Source organism: Nonomuraea sp. NPDC049400 (assembly GCF_044466425.1).
Lineage (GTDB): Bacteria > Actinomycetota > Actinomycetes > Streptosporangiales > Streptosporangiaceae > Nonomuraea.
The window spans coordinates 147,552-163,475 of sequence record NZ_JBITMP010000018.1; the positions used below are offsets into that span (position 1 = coordinate 147,552).

General features: G+C 74.1%; 6 protein-coding genes. 3 read left to right on the plus strand and 3 right to left on the minus strand.

Features of this window, described 5'->3' with window-relative positions:
• The first annotated feature begins 18 nt into the window (after nt 1-18).
• Genes ACIBVN_RS28060 through ACIBVN_RS28070 form a run of 3 tightly spaced genes read left to right on the plus strand, consistent with a single transcriptional unit; the run spans nt 19 to nt 2,973 of the window.
• Entirely contained in the window at nt 19-900 is an 882-nt protein-coding gene (locus ACIBVN_RS28060) for a thiamine pyrophosphate-dependent dehydrogenase E1 component subunit alpha (protein ID WP_397141269.1), read from the plus strand.
• Nucleotides 897-1,910 (plus strand): alpha-ketoacid dehydrogenase subunit beta, encoded by a 1,014-nt coding sequence (locus ACIBVN_RS28065; RefSeq protein ID WP_397141271.1) that lies wholly within the window; start codon nt 897-899, stop codon nt 1,908-1,910. The genes ACIBVN_RS28060 and ACIBVN_RS28065 overlap by 4 nt, the downstream gene beginning before the upstream one ends.
• Nucleotides 1,903-2,973, plus strand: coding sequence for a 2-oxo acid dehydrogenase subunit E2 (locus ACIBVN_RS28070; RefSeq protein WP_397141273.1), 1,071 nt, complete (start codon nt 1,903-1,905; stop codon nt 2,971-2,973). The genes ACIBVN_RS28065 and ACIBVN_RS28070 overlap by 8 nt, the downstream gene beginning before the upstream one ends.
• Here the strand turns inward: ACIBVN_RS28070 and ACIBVN_RS28075 are convergent.
• The 3 genes from ACIBVN_RS28075 to ACIBVN_RS28085 form a co-directional block, all read right to left on the minus strand.
• Nucleotides 2,944-8,298 (minus strand): amino acid adenylation domain-containing protein, encoded by a 5,355-nt coding sequence (locus ACIBVN_RS28075; RefSeq protein WP_397141274.1) that lies wholly within the window; start codon nt 8,296-8,298, stop codon nt 2,944-2,946. The genes ACIBVN_RS28070 and ACIBVN_RS28075 overlap by 30 nt on opposite strands.
• A gap of 64 nt (nt 8,299-8,362) precedes the next feature.
• Nucleotides 8,363-14,449 (minus strand): amino acid adenylation domain-containing protein, encoded by a 6,087-nt coding sequence (locus ACIBVN_RS28080; protein ID WP_397141275.1) that lies wholly within the window; start codon nt 14,447-14,449, stop codon nt 8,363-8,365.
• Complete coding sequence (locus ACIBVN_RS28085; protein ID WP_397141276.1) at nt 14,446-15,924, minus strand: condensation domain-containing protein; 1,479 nt, start codon at nt 15,922-15,924, stop codon at nt 14,446-14,448. Before ACIBVN_RS28085 ends, ACIBVN_RS28080 begins: the two co-directional genes overlap by 4 nt.

Sequence of the window (15,924 nt, forward strand, 5' to 3'; positions counted from 1 at the left end):
CTGGTGCTCGAGAGGCCAATGGACAGACTGTCTGACGACGACCTGGCGCTGTTGTTGCTGATCCGATTCTTCGAGCTGAAGCTGCTCGCGCTCTTCGAGCGGGGCGAGCTCAACGGCACCACCCACACCTGCCTCGGCCAGGAGTACGTCCCCGTCGCCCTCCGAACGCTGCTGCGCGAGAGCGACTGGGTGTTCAGCAACCACCGGGGCCACGGCCACTACCTGGCCAGGTTCGAGGACCCGGAAGGGCTGCTGGCCGAGATCATGGGCAGGAAGGGGGCCATCTGCGACGGCGTGGGCGGCAGCCAGCACCTGAAGCGCGAGCGCTACCTGTCCACCGGCGTGCAGGGGCAGAGCCTGTCCGTGGCGGCCGGGGTCGCGTTACGGCTGAAGCGGCACGAGCCGGGCGCGCTGGCCTGCGTCTACATCGGCGACGGCACCTGGGGCGAGGGCGCCGTGTACGAGGCGCTCAACCTCGCGCAGCTCTGGCGGCTCCCGCTGCTGGTGGTGGTCGAGCACAACGGCATCGCCCAGTCCACGCCGACCGCTCTGCAGATGGCGGGCACGGTGGAGGGGCGGGCGCGGGCGTTCGGAGTCGAGCACGAGCGGCTGGATATATCCGATATTTCGGTTATTCGCCCGCGGCTGGCTCCCCTGATCGAGCGGATCAGGGAGGAGTCGCTGCCGCTGGTGGTGGAGTTCGCCACCCACCGCCTCGGCCCCCACAGCAAGGGCGACGACACCCGCCCGCCGGACTTCCCGCGTGCCGACTGGTATGCCGCCTACCAGGCCGCGCACCCCGTACAGTCCGCCAGGATCGAGGCGGCGGCCCGTACCCGGGTCGACCGGATCGCCGCCGAGGTCGCCGCCCGCCCGCCGGCAGTCTGGACCCTCGCGTGAGGGCCGGCGAGAACCTCAACCGCGCCCTGCACGGCCTCCTGGAGGACGACCCCTCCGTGTACGTCCTCGGCGAGGACCTCCTCGACCCCTACGGCGGCGCATTCAAGATCACCAAAGGGCTGTCCACCCGGTTCCCCGACCGCGTGCTCACCACCCCGCTCAGCGAGGGCGCCGTCGTCGGCGCGGCCTCCGGCCTGGCGCTGGCGGGCGGCAAGGCGGTCGTCGAGATCATGTTCGCCGACTTCGCGGCACTCGCCTTCGACCAGATACTCAACTTCGCCAGCAAGTCCGTCACCATGTACGGGACCCGGGTGCCGCTGCCGCTGGTGATCCGCTGTCCGTCCGGCGGCCACCGCGGCTACGGGCCGACCCACAGCCAGAGCCCGCAGAAGCACTTCATCGGGATCCCCGGGCTGTCGCTGTTCGAGATGTCGCCCTTCCACGACAACCGGGCCGTGCTCGATCGCATGCTGGCGCTGGGGGAGCCGTGCCTGCTGTTCGAGGACAAGGTGCTGTACACGCGGCGCATGTACGAGGTGGACGAGCCGTTCCGGTGGGACCTCGCCGGCGATGTGGCTGTGGTCCGCCTCGACTCGGGCGGCTCCGACCCCCTGGACATCCCCCTGGGCGATCTCGACTACGTGCTGATCGTCCCGGGCGGGGTCGCGCACCGGGCGCTGGCCGCCATGCGGTCCCTGCTGCTGGATCACGACCTGGCCGGTGTGCTGATGGTCCCCTCGCGGCTGTACCCCTTCGACCCGTCGGCGCTGCTGCCCGTCCTCGGGCGGGCGCCGCTGGTGTGCGTGGCCGAGGACGGCAGCGCGGGCGGCACCTGGGGCGGCCATGTGGCCGCCGGCCTGCACACCCGGCTCTGGGGACGGCTCTCGCGCCCGGTCAAGCTGGTCAACTCGGCTGACAGCGTGATCCCCACGGCCGCCCACCTGGAGCGCGACGTGCTGGTGCAGGACGCCACGATCCGCCGCGCCGTACTGGAGGGGCTCGATGGTTGAGATCCGGGTGCCGAAGCTGAACACCAACGACGAGGCGTACGTGCTGCTCGAATGGCTGGTGGCGGACGGCGCGCCCGTGCGCGGTGACGAGGTCGTGGCGTCGGTGGAGACCTCCAAGACGGTGGAGGAGCTGGTCGGCGGGCACGACGGCATCCTGGTCCACCTCCTCCCGGCCGGCGCCGAGTGCGCCCCTGGCCAGCCGATCGCCCGCGTCGCCGCCGCCCACGACGCGGTCGCGAGCCCGCCCGCACCGGACCCGGCACCGCCCTCCGGGGTGCCGTTGATCACGGCGCCCGCGCAGGCGCTCATCGACGAGCTGGGCATCGATCCCGCACGCGTGCGCGCGCTCCCCGTGAAGGTGGTACGGCGAGCCGACGTCGAGCGCCTGGCCGCCGCTTCGCCACCGGGTGCGAGCCTGCGCACGTTGAGCGGCAACCAGCGGGCCGTGGGCAGGACGGTGAGCCTGTCACACCAGACGATCCCCGCCGCCTACGCCGCCATCAAGGTCGACGTGGGCCGGGCCGCGGCCGCCGCCCGCGACCTCACCAGACGCCTGCGCAAGCTCGTCGGCCTCCCCGACCTCCTCGTCGCCGCTGTCGCCCGCCTGCACGAGGACTTCCCGCTGTGCTTCGCCGCCCTCCGGGACGAGAGCACGGCCGCCGTCCCCGGCAGCCCGCACGTGGGGGTCACGATCGACCTCGGCACCGGCCTGTACGTGCCGGTCATCAGGGACGCGCACCGCAAGAGCGTCGAGGAGATCGCGGGGGAGCTGGCCGGGTTCCGCAGGCAGGCACAGCACGGCGGCTTCCGTCAGGAGCAGCTCGACGGCGGGAACATCGTCGTCACCCTGCACCACGACCCCGACATCGTCATGGCCGTCCCCATCGTCTTCCCCGGCCAGGCGTGCGCCGTCGCGCTCACCTCGCCGCAGCGGGAGGGCGAGCGCATGGTGGCGGTGGTCGGTCTCGCCTACGACCACCGGCTGGTCAACGGCAGGGACGCCGTCCTGTTCCTCCAGGCGCTGAAGGAGGTCCTAGAGGCGGTCTCGTTCGAGAGCCTGTAGGCCGACCAGGTCGTCGGGTTCGGCGTCGGCGCCGCCGTCCACCAGCGACGGCAGCCGCGAGCGCAGCGCGACGACGGCCAGCACCGCCATGGCGAGCGCGAAGAGGACGTACATCAGCCCCACGCCGCGCCCCTCCCCGGTCCCGATCAGCGTGCCCACGGTGGCGGCGAGCGGCCCGCCGGGGGCGAGCAGCGGGTCGAGCACCGCCGCCCCGTACGGCGCCACGAGCCCGAACCCCAGCGGCAACGTCGACCAGGCGATCAGCGTGTTCAGCGCGAACACCCGCCCGTGGAAGCGCTGCGGCACCTTCACCTGCACGATCGTGGCGTAGATCCCGTTGAGCAGCGTCACCCACAGCGACATCCCGAACGCCCCGAGCCCGATCGTCACCAGATCCGCCCGCAACCCGGTCACCAGGCAGAACGCGGCCAGGGCGAGCGTGCACCAGAGCACCGCCCGCATCCGCCCGCGCCCGGGCCCGCCCCACACCGTCATCGCCAGGCCGCCGATCAGCACGCCCAGCCCGGACAGGAACGAGATCCGCCCCACGTCCGGCAGCCCGGCGAACGACAGCACGAGCGGCGAGATCATCAGGAAGAGCGGCGACAGGAACACGTTCAGGACCGCGAAGAACAGCAGCATCCGGCGGAACCCGAGCTGCCCCCACGAGTACCGGAACCCGGCGACCAGCTCCGTCATGACCGGCTCCTTGCGCCGCCACGCCATGGCCGCGGGGAAGCGCACCAGCCACGTCACGGCGATCGCGAACACGTAACTGGCCACGTCCAGGACCAGGATGCCCTCCAGCCCGACGACGGCCATCAGCCCGGCGGCCGCCAGCGGCACGATGAGCTGCGTCATCCCCCCGGCCATCTGGACGATGCCGTTCGCGTGCCCGAGGTGCCGCTTCGGGACGAGCTGCGGCACCGCGGAGGTGTAGGCCAGCCGCTGGAACGTGAGCGCCACGGACAGCAGCGCGAGCAGCGGGTAGAGCTGCCAGGTCCGCAGGTCGCCCGTCCACAGCAGCACGCCGAGCAGGAGCTGCGTGCCGAGCGCGGCGAAGTCCGCGCAGAGCATGACGGTACGGCGGTCGCTCCGGTCCACGACGGCGCCCGCCAGCGGGGCGACCACCATGCCGGGGACCAGGCCGAGGACGGCGAGCAGGGCGAACTGGGCGAGTGAGCCCGTGGTCAGATAGATCCAGATGGGGATGGCGAATTCGGTCAGCGCCGACCCCATGATCGAGACCAGCTGGCCTCCGGCCACGGCCATGAACCGCCGCATGCTGGGCTTCGGCCCCGGCGAGGGGGCCGGCCGGTCGGCGTGGGAGACCTCGCGCAGCCGCCAGCTCGGGCCCGACACGGTCTCGCCCGAGTCCAGGGCGACGTGGGCGCGGGTCACGATCTCGGCCAGCTCCCGCGCCCGGTACTTCAGGAAGAAGTGCCCGGCCTCGTCCAGCTCCACCACCGCGGCCGTCGGGCTCAGGAAGTGCCACTCCCGGTAGCGCTCCTCGAAGTAGTCGGTCGCCGGGTCACGCTCGCCCGCCACGCTGATGATCGGCGCCCGCAATGGCGCCACGGCGCTCTCGAACAGCCCGGTGAAGTACTCCTCGGCGGCCTCCGTGTCCGCGCGCATGTTCCTGATGATGTGCCGCGCCTGCCCGGGATCGAGCTCGCTCATGTCGAGCCCCATCGACGTCAGCCAGTTGGCGTAGCTGCGGTCGCTGCGCAGGTACTCGCGCCGGGCCAGCCGGGACAGCGCCGCCAGCGCCCGGTTCCCCGGCCGGGCGAACGGGAAGATCGCCCCGATGTAGACCGCTTCGAGCCGCCGCCCGGCCGCCTCCAGCCGCCGCGCGATCGCGACCGTCAGCGCCGACCCGACCCCGCAGTGCCCGTACAGCGCGAGCGGGCCCCGTACCTTCTCCAGGATCTCGCGCACGCACCGGTCGGCCACCTCCTCCAGCGGCAGCCGCTCCTCCTCCAGCCCCACGTCGTGGCCGGGGATGGCCACCGCCCACAGCGCGTGCGTGTCCGGCAGCGCGTCGGCCAGGGGCTGGTACGCCACCGCCGAGCCGCCGCCGTACGGCACGCACACGTAGGTGAGGTCGGTGCGGGTGCGGCGCGGCGTCAGCTCGTGCAGCAGCCCGCGCGAGCCGGTGGCCGCGGCGCCGTCGGCGAACGCGGCCAGCCGGCGCACCGTCGGATGCTTGAACAGGTCCACCACCGCGACCGGCGACGCGAGCCGCCTGCGCAGTCTCGCCACCACCTTGATGGCGAGCAGCGAGTGCCCGCCGAGGTCGAAGAAGTCGTCGTCGATGCCGAAGCCGGCCCCGTCCAGCACCTCCGCCCAGACGGCGCTCACCAGGCGCTCGGTCTCCGTCCGCGGCGGGGTGCGAGTCCCGTCCGGGGCGCCGTGCTCCGGAGAGGGGGCCGGGAGGCGGCGGCGGTCCACCTTGCCGTTGGCCGTGAGGGGCAGCCGGTCGAGTGCGACGAAACGGGCGGGGATCATGTACGCGGGCAGGGTCTCGGCCAGGTGGGCGCGCAGGCGTGCCGGGTCGAGCCGGGGCGTGACCACGTACGCGACGAGCTGCGCCCGCGTGCCCTCCCCGTCCGTGGTGACCACACACTCGGCCACGTCCGGGTGGCGGGCGAGATGCGTCTCGATCTCGCCCAGCTCGATCCGGTAGCCGCGGATCTTGACCTGCGCGTCGGCCCGGCCGAGGAACTCGATGACGCCGTCGGCGGCGTACCGGCCGAGGTCGCCCGTGCGGTAGAGGCGCTCGCCCGTTTCCGGGTGGGTGCGGAAGGAGGCAGCGGTCCTGTCCGGGTCGCGCCAGTAGCCGGTGGCGACGCCCGTGCCGCCGATGTACAGGTCGCCGGGCACGCCCACCGGGACGTCGCGCATGCCCGGGCCGAGGATGTGGAAGCTCTGGTTCGCGAGGGGACGCCCGTACGGGATGGAGGTCCAGGACGGGTCCACCGCGCCGATCGGGTGGAAGATGGACCAGATCGAGCCCTCGGTGGCGCCGCCCAGGCTGATGACCTGGGCGTTCGGGGCCAGGGCGCGGATGCGGCCGGGGAGCGTGAGCGGGATCCAGTCGCCCGACAGCAGGACCAGGCGCAGGGAGCCGAGGTCGGTGCCCTCGTGCTCGGCGTGGTCCACCAGGAGCTCCATGAGAGCCGGTACGGAGTTCCAGACGGTGATGCGTTCCTCCGCCACCAGGCGCGCCCAGGCGGCCGGGTCCTTGTCGGCCGACGGGCCGCCCATGACGAGGGTGGCCCCGACGGCCAGGGCGCCGTAGACGTCGTACACGGACAGGTCGAAGCTGAGGGCCGACAGGGCGAGGAAGCGGTCGGCGGGGCCGACGTGGAAGCGCTGGTTGAGGTCGCGGACGGTGTTCAGCGCGGCCCGGTGCTCGATCATGACGCCCTTGGGGGCGCCGGTGGAGCCGGAGGTGAAGATCACGTACGCGAGGTCGCCGGGCTCCGCCGGGCAGCCGGACGCCTGCGCGTCGCCCGTGCCGGACGCCTGCGCGTCGCCCCCGGTGACCGTGAGGCGGGTCACGCCGGACGGCCAGGCGAGGTCCAGCCAGGGCTGGGTGACGGCGATCGCGCATTCGCCGCGCTCGATCAGCTCGAGGCGCCGCCGGTCGGGGAGGTCGGCGTCGACCGGCAGGTACGCGGCCCCGGCCAGGTTGATCGCCAGCACCGCGACGACCTGCTCCCAGCCCCGCTCCATCACCACGGCGACCAGCTGCCCCGGCCCGGCCCCCGCGGCTCTGAGCTCGGCGGCCAGCGCCCGCGCCCGGCGGTGCAGCTCCTCGTACGTGATCTCGCCGCGGGGATGCCGGACGGCGACGGACTCCGGGGGCGCGGCGGCCATGACGGGTTCCTGCAGCAGCCCGGGCGGGCCGAGATCGACGGCGGTGTCGTTCCAGCGGCGCCGCTCCTCCCGCTCCTGCGGAGTCAGCAGCTCCAGCTCCGACACCCGCGCCGCCGGATCGGCCGCCACCCCCGCCAGCAGCGTGGCCAGATGCCCGGCCATGCGCTCGATCCGCTCACCGGAGAACAGCGCGGTGTTGTACACGAACTGGAACGACCCGCCGCCCCCGGTGTAGAGCTCCAGGTCGAACCGCGTCGCCCACACCCCCGGCTCGAACCCCTCCAGCGTCAGCGGCCCGGGCTCCGGCTCGCCGCCGTAGTTCTGCATGGCCAGCAGGACCTGGAACAGCGGCGACCTGGACGGCTCCCGCGCCACGTTCAGCTCCTGGACGAGCCGCTCGAACGGCACCTCCTGGTGGGTGTACGCGTCCGTGGCCAGGTCACGCACCCGGCCCAGCAGCTCCGCGAACGACGGGTCCCCGGACAGGTCCACCCGCATCGCCAGCATGTTGACGAAGCACCCGACCAGGTTGTCCAGTTCGGGCAGCGACCGCCCGGCCACCGGCGAGCCGATCGCCACGTCCTGCTGCCCCGAGTACCGCCCGAGCAGCACCGCAAAGGCCGCCAGCAGCACCATGTACGGCGTCGCGCCGTGCTCACGCCCCAGCCGGTCCAGCCGCTCGGCCAGCTCGGGGGCGACCGAGAAGTGGTGCGCCGCGCCGGCGTAGGTCAGCTCCGGCGGCCGCGGCGCGTCGGCCGGCAGCTCCAGAGGCTCCAGCCCGGCCAGCCGCTCCCGCCAGTAGTCCACGTCGCCGCCGGGCGCGCCCCCGTGCTGGGCGCGCTGCCAGGCCGCGAAGTCCCCGTACGTCACGGGCAGGTCCGGGGCCGTCCCGCCGGCGCAGAACGACAGGATCTCGCGCAGCAGGATGTTCGCGGACCAGCCGTCGGCCGCGATGTGGTGGACGGCCAGGGCCAGCACGTGGTCGTCGGGCGCCAGCCTCACCAGCAACGCCCTGATGACCGGCCCCGACACCAGGTCGAACGGCTCCGCCAGGAACGGCCCCACCAGCTCTCTGGCCGCCTCCGCCGAGCCCGCCTCCTCGACGGTGAGCGGGACTTCGGCCTCCTCCGACACCAGCACGTCCGGCTGCCCGTCCGCGCCCTCCGGGAAGCGGGTGCGCAGCGGCTGGTGCCGCTCGCACACCCCGCGGAGCGCCGCCTCGAGCGCGTCAGCCTGAAGCGGCCCGCGCACCCGCCGCACCAGCGGGATCGTGTACGCGGCGTTCCCGGGGGCGTACTGCTCCATGAACCACAGCCGCTCCTGCGCGTACGACAGGGGCGGGGGCTGGCCGGCGGGCAGCGCCGGGATGCTCGGGCGCGGCCGGTCACGCCTGCGGAGCCGCTGGGTGAGCAGCGCCCGCTGGGCCTCGCTCAGCTCGGTCATGAGCCCTCCTTCGTCGGTCTCATGACCAAGGTGCTGTGCTTATTGATGACCTCGACAAGCTCGGTCATGAGCCCTCACTTCGTCCCTGGGGAGCTCGCGGATCCAGCAGGCTCCTGGCCTGCTCGTCGGACAGCCCCGCCACCTCGGCCACCAGCGCCTCCTCGACGGCCTGCGCCAGGCCGGCGACGGTCCGGCGGTCGAACAACGTACGGATCGGCAGGTCCACGCCCGCGAGGGCGCGCAACCTGGCGGCCACCCTGATGGCCAGCAACGAGTGGCCGCCGAGGGCGAAGAAGTCGTCGAACGCGCCGATCTTGCCGGCGCCGAGCACCTCCGCCCAGACGTCGGCGACCAGCTCCTCGGCGTCGGTCCGCGGCGGCGTGTCGTCGCTTCCCACGGGGCCGTCCGGCTCGGGGAGCGCGGCCTTGTCGAGCTTGCCGTTGCGAGTGAGGGGGAGCGCGTCGAGCAGCACCCAGTGCGCGGGCACGAGGTACGGCGGCAACGCCCGCGCCACGTGGGCCGAGAGGTCGGCGGGCGGGTCGTCGGGGGAGCGCGGGACGACGTAGGCCACCAGGTCGCCGTCCCCGGCGAGCACGGCCGCCTGGCGGACGCCGGGGTGCGTGCGCAGGCAGTGCTCGATCTCGCCCGGCTCGACGCGGAAGCCGCGCACCTTCACCTGCTCGTCCAGGCGGCCGAGGAACTCCAGCTGACCGTCGCGCCGCAGCCGCACCCGGTCGCCCGTGCGGAAGTAGCGGCCGTCCGGCAGTGTGACGAAGCCTGCGCCGTGGGGCGCGTCGAGGTACCCGCGGGCCACGCCGGGGCCACCGATGTACAGCTCGCCGGCGGCCCCTGGAGGGGTGGGGGAGCCGTGGCGGTCGAGGATCTTGACCGGGGTCGCGGCTATCGGGCGGCCGATCGGAGGGTGCGGGTCCCCGCCTGACAGCTCGGCCGCCGTGGCGATGATCGTCGTCTCCGTCGGGCCGTACGTGTTGACCAGGCGCACCCGGTCACCGAAGCGGTCACGCCAGCGGGCCACCGCCTCCGCACGGACCTGCTCGCCGCCGAGGATCACCAGGCGAAGGCGTTCCGGCCAGGCGATCTCGTCGATCAGGTCGACCAGGTGGTGGAAGTACGCGGTGGGCAGGTCGAGCACCGTGACGTCGGGCCGGCGGGCGAGGAGGTCGGGCAGGGTGGCGCCGCCGCCCGGCAGCAGCTCGACCGTGGCGCCCGCGGCCAGCGCCGGGTAGATCTCCTCGGCGTGGGTGTCGAAGCTGAGGGACGCGAGCTGGACGACGCGGTCGCCGGGGCGCAGTCCGTACGCGGTGTGCATCCACCTGACCCGCCCGGCCAGCCCGGCGTGCTCGACGGCCACGCCCTTGGGGGTGCCGGTGGAGCCGGAGGTGTAGATCACATAGGCCAGCCCGGGCGCGGCCTCACCCCGCTCGCCCGGCTCGACCCGCGGGCCGTCCGTGACGGTGAACGACGTTCCCGCGGCCATGGCGCGCAGGCGCTCCTGCGGGTACTCCGGGTCCAGCGGCACGTACGCGGCCCCTGCCCGCCAGATCGCCAGCATGGCCACCACCGCGTCGATCGAGCGGCCCATCCGCAGCCCGACCAGGTCCCCGCCGCGTACGCCGCGCTCCGCCAGGTCCGCAGCCAGCCGCGCCACCCGCCGCTCCAGCCCGGCATACGTCACGCTCTCGGCGCCGCAGCTCACGGCCACCTCGCCGGGGTGCGCCGCCACGGACTCGGCGACCATCTCGAGCACTGTCCCCGACTCGGGCTCGGAGACCTGGGCCGCTGGGCCGTCCAGCGACGCGAGCACCACCTCGTCGGACGGCGTGAGCGCGGGCAGGCGCGACAGCGGCACTTGCCGGTTCCCCGCGTCGGCCACGCCCCGCAGCACGACGACGAACCGCTCCGCCAGCTCCGCCACCGTCTCCGCGTCGAACAACCCCGCGTCATAACCGAACGCCACCCGCAGCCGCCCCGGCGACCGCCAAGCCTCCACGGTCAGGTCGAACTTGGCCTGCCGGTACCCGTCGTCGAAGAACGACATCCGCACCGGGCCGAGGCGGTCGCGTTCGCCGTCGGCGGTCTGGCTGTTCAGGGTGAACAGGGTCTGGAACATCGGCTTCCTGGACAGGTCCCGCTCGACGTCCAGCTCCGCCAGCAGCTGCTCGAACGGCACGTCGTGATGAGCCATCGCCTCCAGGACCGTCCCGCGCGTCCTGGCCAGCAGCTCCTCCACAGTCGGATCGCCCGACAGGTCGCCGCGCAGCACCAGCGTGGTGCTGAGATAGCCGATGAGCGGCTCCAGCTCCACCCGGTCCCGCCCCGCCGCCGGCGACCCGACCAGCACGTCGTCCTGCCCGGTGTGCCGGGACAGCAGGATCTGGTACGCCGCCAGCAGCACCATGAACAACGTCACCCGATGCCCGCGCGCCGCTTTCTCCAGCGCCGCGAGCAGGTCGCCCGGCACCTCCATCACGTGGAAGCCGCCCCGCGTCGCCCCCGGGCGGTGCGGCCGGTCCGTGTGCAGGTCCAGTGTGGGCGGGTCGGCGAGCCGTGCCCGCCAGTGGTCGAGCGCCGCGCTCCGGTCCTGCTCCCGCTGCCAGCCGGCGACGTCCCCGTGCTGCACGGCCAGCGGCGCAAGCTCGGCCGAGGCGTACAGGGCCGCCAGGTCGTCCAGGAACACGGTGATCGACCAGCCGTCCGCCACGATGTGGTGCAGCACGACGCACAGCACATGGTCGTCGGGGGCGAGCCGGACCAGCGTGACCCGCAGCGGCGGCGCGGCCCCCAGGTCGAGAGGGGCGTTCGTGCGGGCGCCGACCAGGGCGCGTGCCTCGGCCTCGTCCCGTGCGGCCAGCCGCTCGACAGTGACGGGCGCGGGCCGCTCGACGACGGCCACCGGCCGCCCGTCCACCTCGGGGAACCGGGTCCGCAGCGACTCGTGCCTGGCGACCAGCCCGGTCAGCGCCCGCTCCAGCGCCGCCTCGTCCAGCGGGCCCTGGAGCCTGCGCACGATGTACATGTTGTACGAGGCGTCGGAGGGATCAAGGCGGTGCAGGAACCAGAGGCGTTCCTGGGCGGGGGAGAGCGGCGGCAGCGTCCCCGCCGGGCGGGGCACGAGGGGGCTGCCCTGCTCGCCCGCCAGGTCCTCCAGCATGCCGGCGAACCCGGCCACCGTCGGATGCGTGAACAGCTCCCGCAGCGGCGCCGTCGTCCCCGCCGCCGCCAGCCGGGCGATGACCCGGGTGGCCAGCAGCGAGTGGCCGCCGAGGGCGAAGAAGTCGTCGTCCGCGCCGAGCTCGCCGGTCCCGAGCACCTCGGCGAAGATCCGCGCCACCTGCCGCTCCCGCGCGGTGACCGGAGCCCCGCCCCGGCCGGCGGCGGGGCGCGCGGGCTCGGGCAGCGCCCGCCGGTCCACCTTGCCGTTCGGGGTGAGCGGCAGCGCCTCCAGCGGCACGACCACCGCCGGGATCATGTACGGCGGCAGCCACTCGGCGGCCCGCTCCAGCAGGTCGCCGCAGGCCGCCCGGCCGGCGGCGGGGACCACGTAGGCGACCAGGTCGTCGCCCCGCACCACCACGGCGGCCCTGCGCACCCCCGGATGCCGCTCAAGCGTGGTCTCGATCTCGCCCAGCTCGACCCGGTGCCCCCGCACCTTGACCTGGCCGTCGCCCCGCCCCAGGAACTCCAGCGTCCCGTCACCGAGCCACCGCACCCGGTCGCCCGTGCGGTACCACCCGTCCGCGAACCGGTCCAGCGGCTCGCCGGGCGAGCGCAGGTACCCGAGCGCGAGCCCTGCCCCGCCGATGACCAGCTCACCGGGGACGCCGATCGGCGTGGGCGAGCCCTGCGGGTCGAGCACCCGGACCGTGGTGTTCGCGAGCGGCCGCCCGATGCGGACGTCATGGGGCGAGCCTGGCACCTCCCAGGCCGTGGACCAGATCGTGGTCTCCGTCGGCCCGTACATGTTGAGCAGCCGCCCCACGCGCCTGCGCAGCCTCCTGGCCAGCGCGAGCGGCAGCGCCTCGCCCCCCGCCAGGGCCACAAGACCGGACGGGTCCAGCCCGCCGGACAGCAGCATGCTCCACCCCGACGGCGTGGCCTGCACGTGGGTGACCCCGGACGCGCCGATCAGCCGGGCCAGCGCCATCCCGTCGCGCACGGTGGCGTCGTCGGCCAGCACCAGCCGGCCGCCCGTCACCAGGGGCAGGTACAGCTCCAGCCCGGCGATGTCGAACGACAGCGCCGTGCTCCCCAGCCACACGTGCTCGGGGCCCGATCCCAGCAGCCGCTCCATCCCGGCCAGCAGGTTGACCAGCGCCGAGTGCGGCACCACCACCCCCTTGGGCGTGCCGGTCGAGCCCGACGTGTGGAGCACGTAGGCCGGAGCGCCGGCCGTCGCCGCCGTCCCGTCACACATGGCGTGGGAGCCCGGCTCGATCCGCTCGACGTGCGCGGGCAGCGGCGCGGACGGGACGGCCAGCGCGACCCGCACGCCTGCCTGGGCGAGCATGGCCGCGACGCGCCCGCCCGGCAGAGCCGGATCCACCGGCAGGTACGCGGCCCCCGCCATCATCACGCCCAGCAGCGACCCCGGCAGGTCGGCCGACCGCGGCAGGCACACCGCCACCACCGACCCGGGCCCCGCTCCGCGCGCGAGGAGCTCCGCGGCGACCAGCCGGGCGCGGGCGGCCACCTCCGCGTAGGAACGCGTGTCGGGGCCGGACTCCACCGCCACGGCGTCCGGCCGCAGCTCCGCCTGCCGCAGGAACAGGTCCACGACCGTGCCGGACGGCACCTCCATGGCAGTGTCGTTCCAGGCGTCCAGGAGCCGCCGCTCGCCGGGGGCCGGCAGCTCCAGCTCGGACAGCCGCGCGTCGGGACGGCGGGCGACGGACTCCAGCAGCGTGCGGTAGCGGGCCGCGAAGCGCTCGGCCGTCGCCGGCGCGAACAGCTCGGCGCTGTAGACGAACGCCCCGCGCAGGCCCCCGCCATCTCGCTCGCCGTCCGGCCACAGGTCCACCCGCAGGTCCACCATCGCGGGCGGCGCCCCGTGCGGGAACGGCACGCTCTCCAGCCCCGCGAACGTCGCGGCCTCGCCGTACCCGACGGCGGCGTTGTGCAGTCCGAACATGGTCTGGAAGAGCGGCGTGCGGCTGAGGTCGCGCTCGATGTCGAGCGCCGACAGCACCCGCTCGATCGGCGTCTCGCCGTGCGCCATCGCCTCCAGCACGGTACGGCGGGTCCGCCGCAGCAGTTCGGTGAACGTGGGATCGCCCGACAGGTCGCCCCTGAGCACCAGCGTGGAGGCGAACAGCCCGACCATCGGCTCCAGCTCGGGCCGGTCGCGCCCGGCCGTGGGCGAGCCCACCACGATGTCGTCCTGCCCCGTGTGCCGGGCCAGCAGCGCCTGGTACGCGGCCAGCAGCACCATGAACAGCGTGCACCGCTCCGCCCTGGCCAGCCGCCGCAACGAGCCCACCAGCGCGGGGTCGAGATCGAACCACGCCTCCCCGCCCGCGCTGCCCCGCCGGGCCGGGCGCGGCCGGTCCACCGGCAGCTCCAGCGGCGTGGCACCCGCCAGCTTGGCCGTCCAGTAGGACACGTCCGCGTCCGCGGCCCGCTGCGCGCCGGCGTACTCGGCGTAGCTCGTCGCCAGCTCGGGTAGCTCGGCCGGACTGCCGTCCCTGCGGGCGGCGTAGCACGTGGCCAGGTCGTCCATGAGCACGTTCAGCGACCAGCCGTCGCCGATGATGTGGTGCAGCACCACGCAGAGCACGTGGTCATCCGGGGCGAGCCGGACCAGCGTGACGCGCAGCGGCGGCGCCGAGCCCAGCTCGAAGGGGGTGTTCGCGCGCTGCTCGAGCAGCCGCTCGGCCTGCTCCGGCGTGTCGAGGTCGACCCGCTCGACCGGCACAGGACCCGGCGGTTCCACGACGGCGACCGGCTGGCCGTCGTGGCCAGGAAAGCGGGTGCGCAGCGACTCGTGCCGCGCCACGACGTCGGCGAACGCGCCGGTCAGCGCGCCGTGGTCGAGCGGGCCGCGAATGCGGCGCACGACGGCGACCCGGTAGGCGGGGTCGGCCGGGTCGAGCCGGTGCAGGAACCAGAGCCGCTCCTGGCCGAGGGAGATCATGCGCGTAGCTCGCTCACCGCCGCCGCCACGCCGCTGACCGTGGGATCGTCGAGGAACACGTCGAACGGCACCTCGACGCCGAGCCGTTTCCTGATCCGCGCGCTGATCTGGGTGATCGTCAGCGAGTGGCCGCCGAGGTCGTACAGGTCCTCGTCGGGGGCGATGTCGTCGATCCGCAGGACCTCCATCCAGATCTGCCGCACCTGCTCGACCAGCTCGCCGTCGAGCGTCACCGGCCCCGCATGCGGTACGGGCGCCTCCACCTGCGGCGCCGGCGCCGGCACGGCGGCGGGCAGGGGCAGGTCGGCGAGCCTTAGGCCGGGGTCGGCGGCCAGCACGGCACGCAGGTGCTCCCCGGCCAGCTCCACCTGCTCGCGCTCGATGATGTCCGGGCTGTAGTGCAGGGTGAGCTGGAGCCCGTCGTCGCCGTCCACGGCCTGCAGGTGGAGCACGTTCCTGACCATGTGGTTCGGCATCTTCCACGCGGCGGCCAGCTCCAGCCCGGGGAAGGCCACGTCGGCCGCGCGCCGCCGGAAGCTGATCGACACCGGCGCCAGCGCCGGGCGCGGCCTGATGCCGCCCGCCGCCCTGGCCACGGGGACGTCGCGGAAGCCGTTCAGCCGGCGGAGCTGCGCCCGCAGGACGTGGGCCAGCTCCGCGAGGGTGGTGCCCGGCGTGGGCGCGGAGTAGACGGGCAGCTCGGTGGCGAACAGGCCGATGTGGTCCCTGGTCTCCCGCCCTCTGGTGGACATGGCCACCACGACCGCCGCCTCGGCGTTGCCGTACCCGAACAGGAGGGCGTGCACGGCCGTCAGGAACAGCTCGAACCGCGTGACCCCGGCCCGCTCCCACCCGGCCATCTCGGCCGTCAGGTCGAGCAGGACCGTCTCGCCGCGCCCGGCCGTCCGCGCCGTCCTGGCCACGCCGCCGACCACCACCGTGGGCAGGTCCCGCCAGTGCTCGCGCCAGTACGCCTCCGCCTCGGGCGGGACCGCGGCGGCCGCCCCGTACGGCATGGGCAGCGGCGGCAGCGGCCCGCCCGAGTACGCCGCCGCCAGGTCGCGCACCAGCACATCCTTCGACTCGCCGTCGAACACCAGATGATGCCCCACGAACAGCAGCAGATGCCGCGACGGCGCCACTTCCGCCAGCGTGAACCGCGCCAGCGGCCCCCTCCCCAGGTCGAACGGTCGGGCGATCTCCTCCCGGATCAGCGCCTCCGGGTCCGCCGCCCGCACGAACTCGACCGGCGGCCGGTCGGCGGCGGGCACCAGGTGCAGCGCGCCGTCGCGGTCCTCGAACGCGCACCCCAGCACCGGGTGGCGGGCGAGCACCGACTCGCACGCCTTCAGCATCGCCCCCCGGTCCAGCGGGCCGTCGAACCACATGGCGAACGGCATGTGGTAGGCCGTGCCGGTGTCGTGCATCACCTCGGTGATCCACATGCCGTGCTGGGCCTGCGATGCCAGGACCAT

What these genes read in the sequence shown, in the direction of transcription:
- ACIBVN_RS28060 (WP_397141269.1), top strand. Translation starts at nt 19, where the DNA reads ATGGACAGACTGTCTGACGACGACCTGGCGCTGTTGTTGCTGATCCGA.
- ACIBVN_RS28070 (WP_397141273.1), top strand. Translation starts at nt 1,903, where the DNA reads ATGGTTGAGATCCGGGTGCCGAAGCTGAACACCAACGACGAGGCGTAC.
- ACIBVN_RS28075 (WP_397141274.1), bottom strand. Translation starts at nt 8,298, where the DNA reads ATGACCGAGCTGAGCGAGGCCCAGCGGGCGCTGCTCACCCAGCGGCTC.
- ACIBVN_RS28080 (WP_397141275.1), bottom strand. Translation starts at nt 14,449, where the DNA reads ATGATCTCCCTCGGCCAGGAGCGGCTCTGGTTCCTGCACCGGCTCGAC.
- ACIBVN_RS28085 (WP_397141276.1), bottom strand. Translation starts at nt 15,924, where the DNA reads ATGGTCCTGGCATCGCAGGCCCAGCACGGCATGTGGATCACCGAGGTG.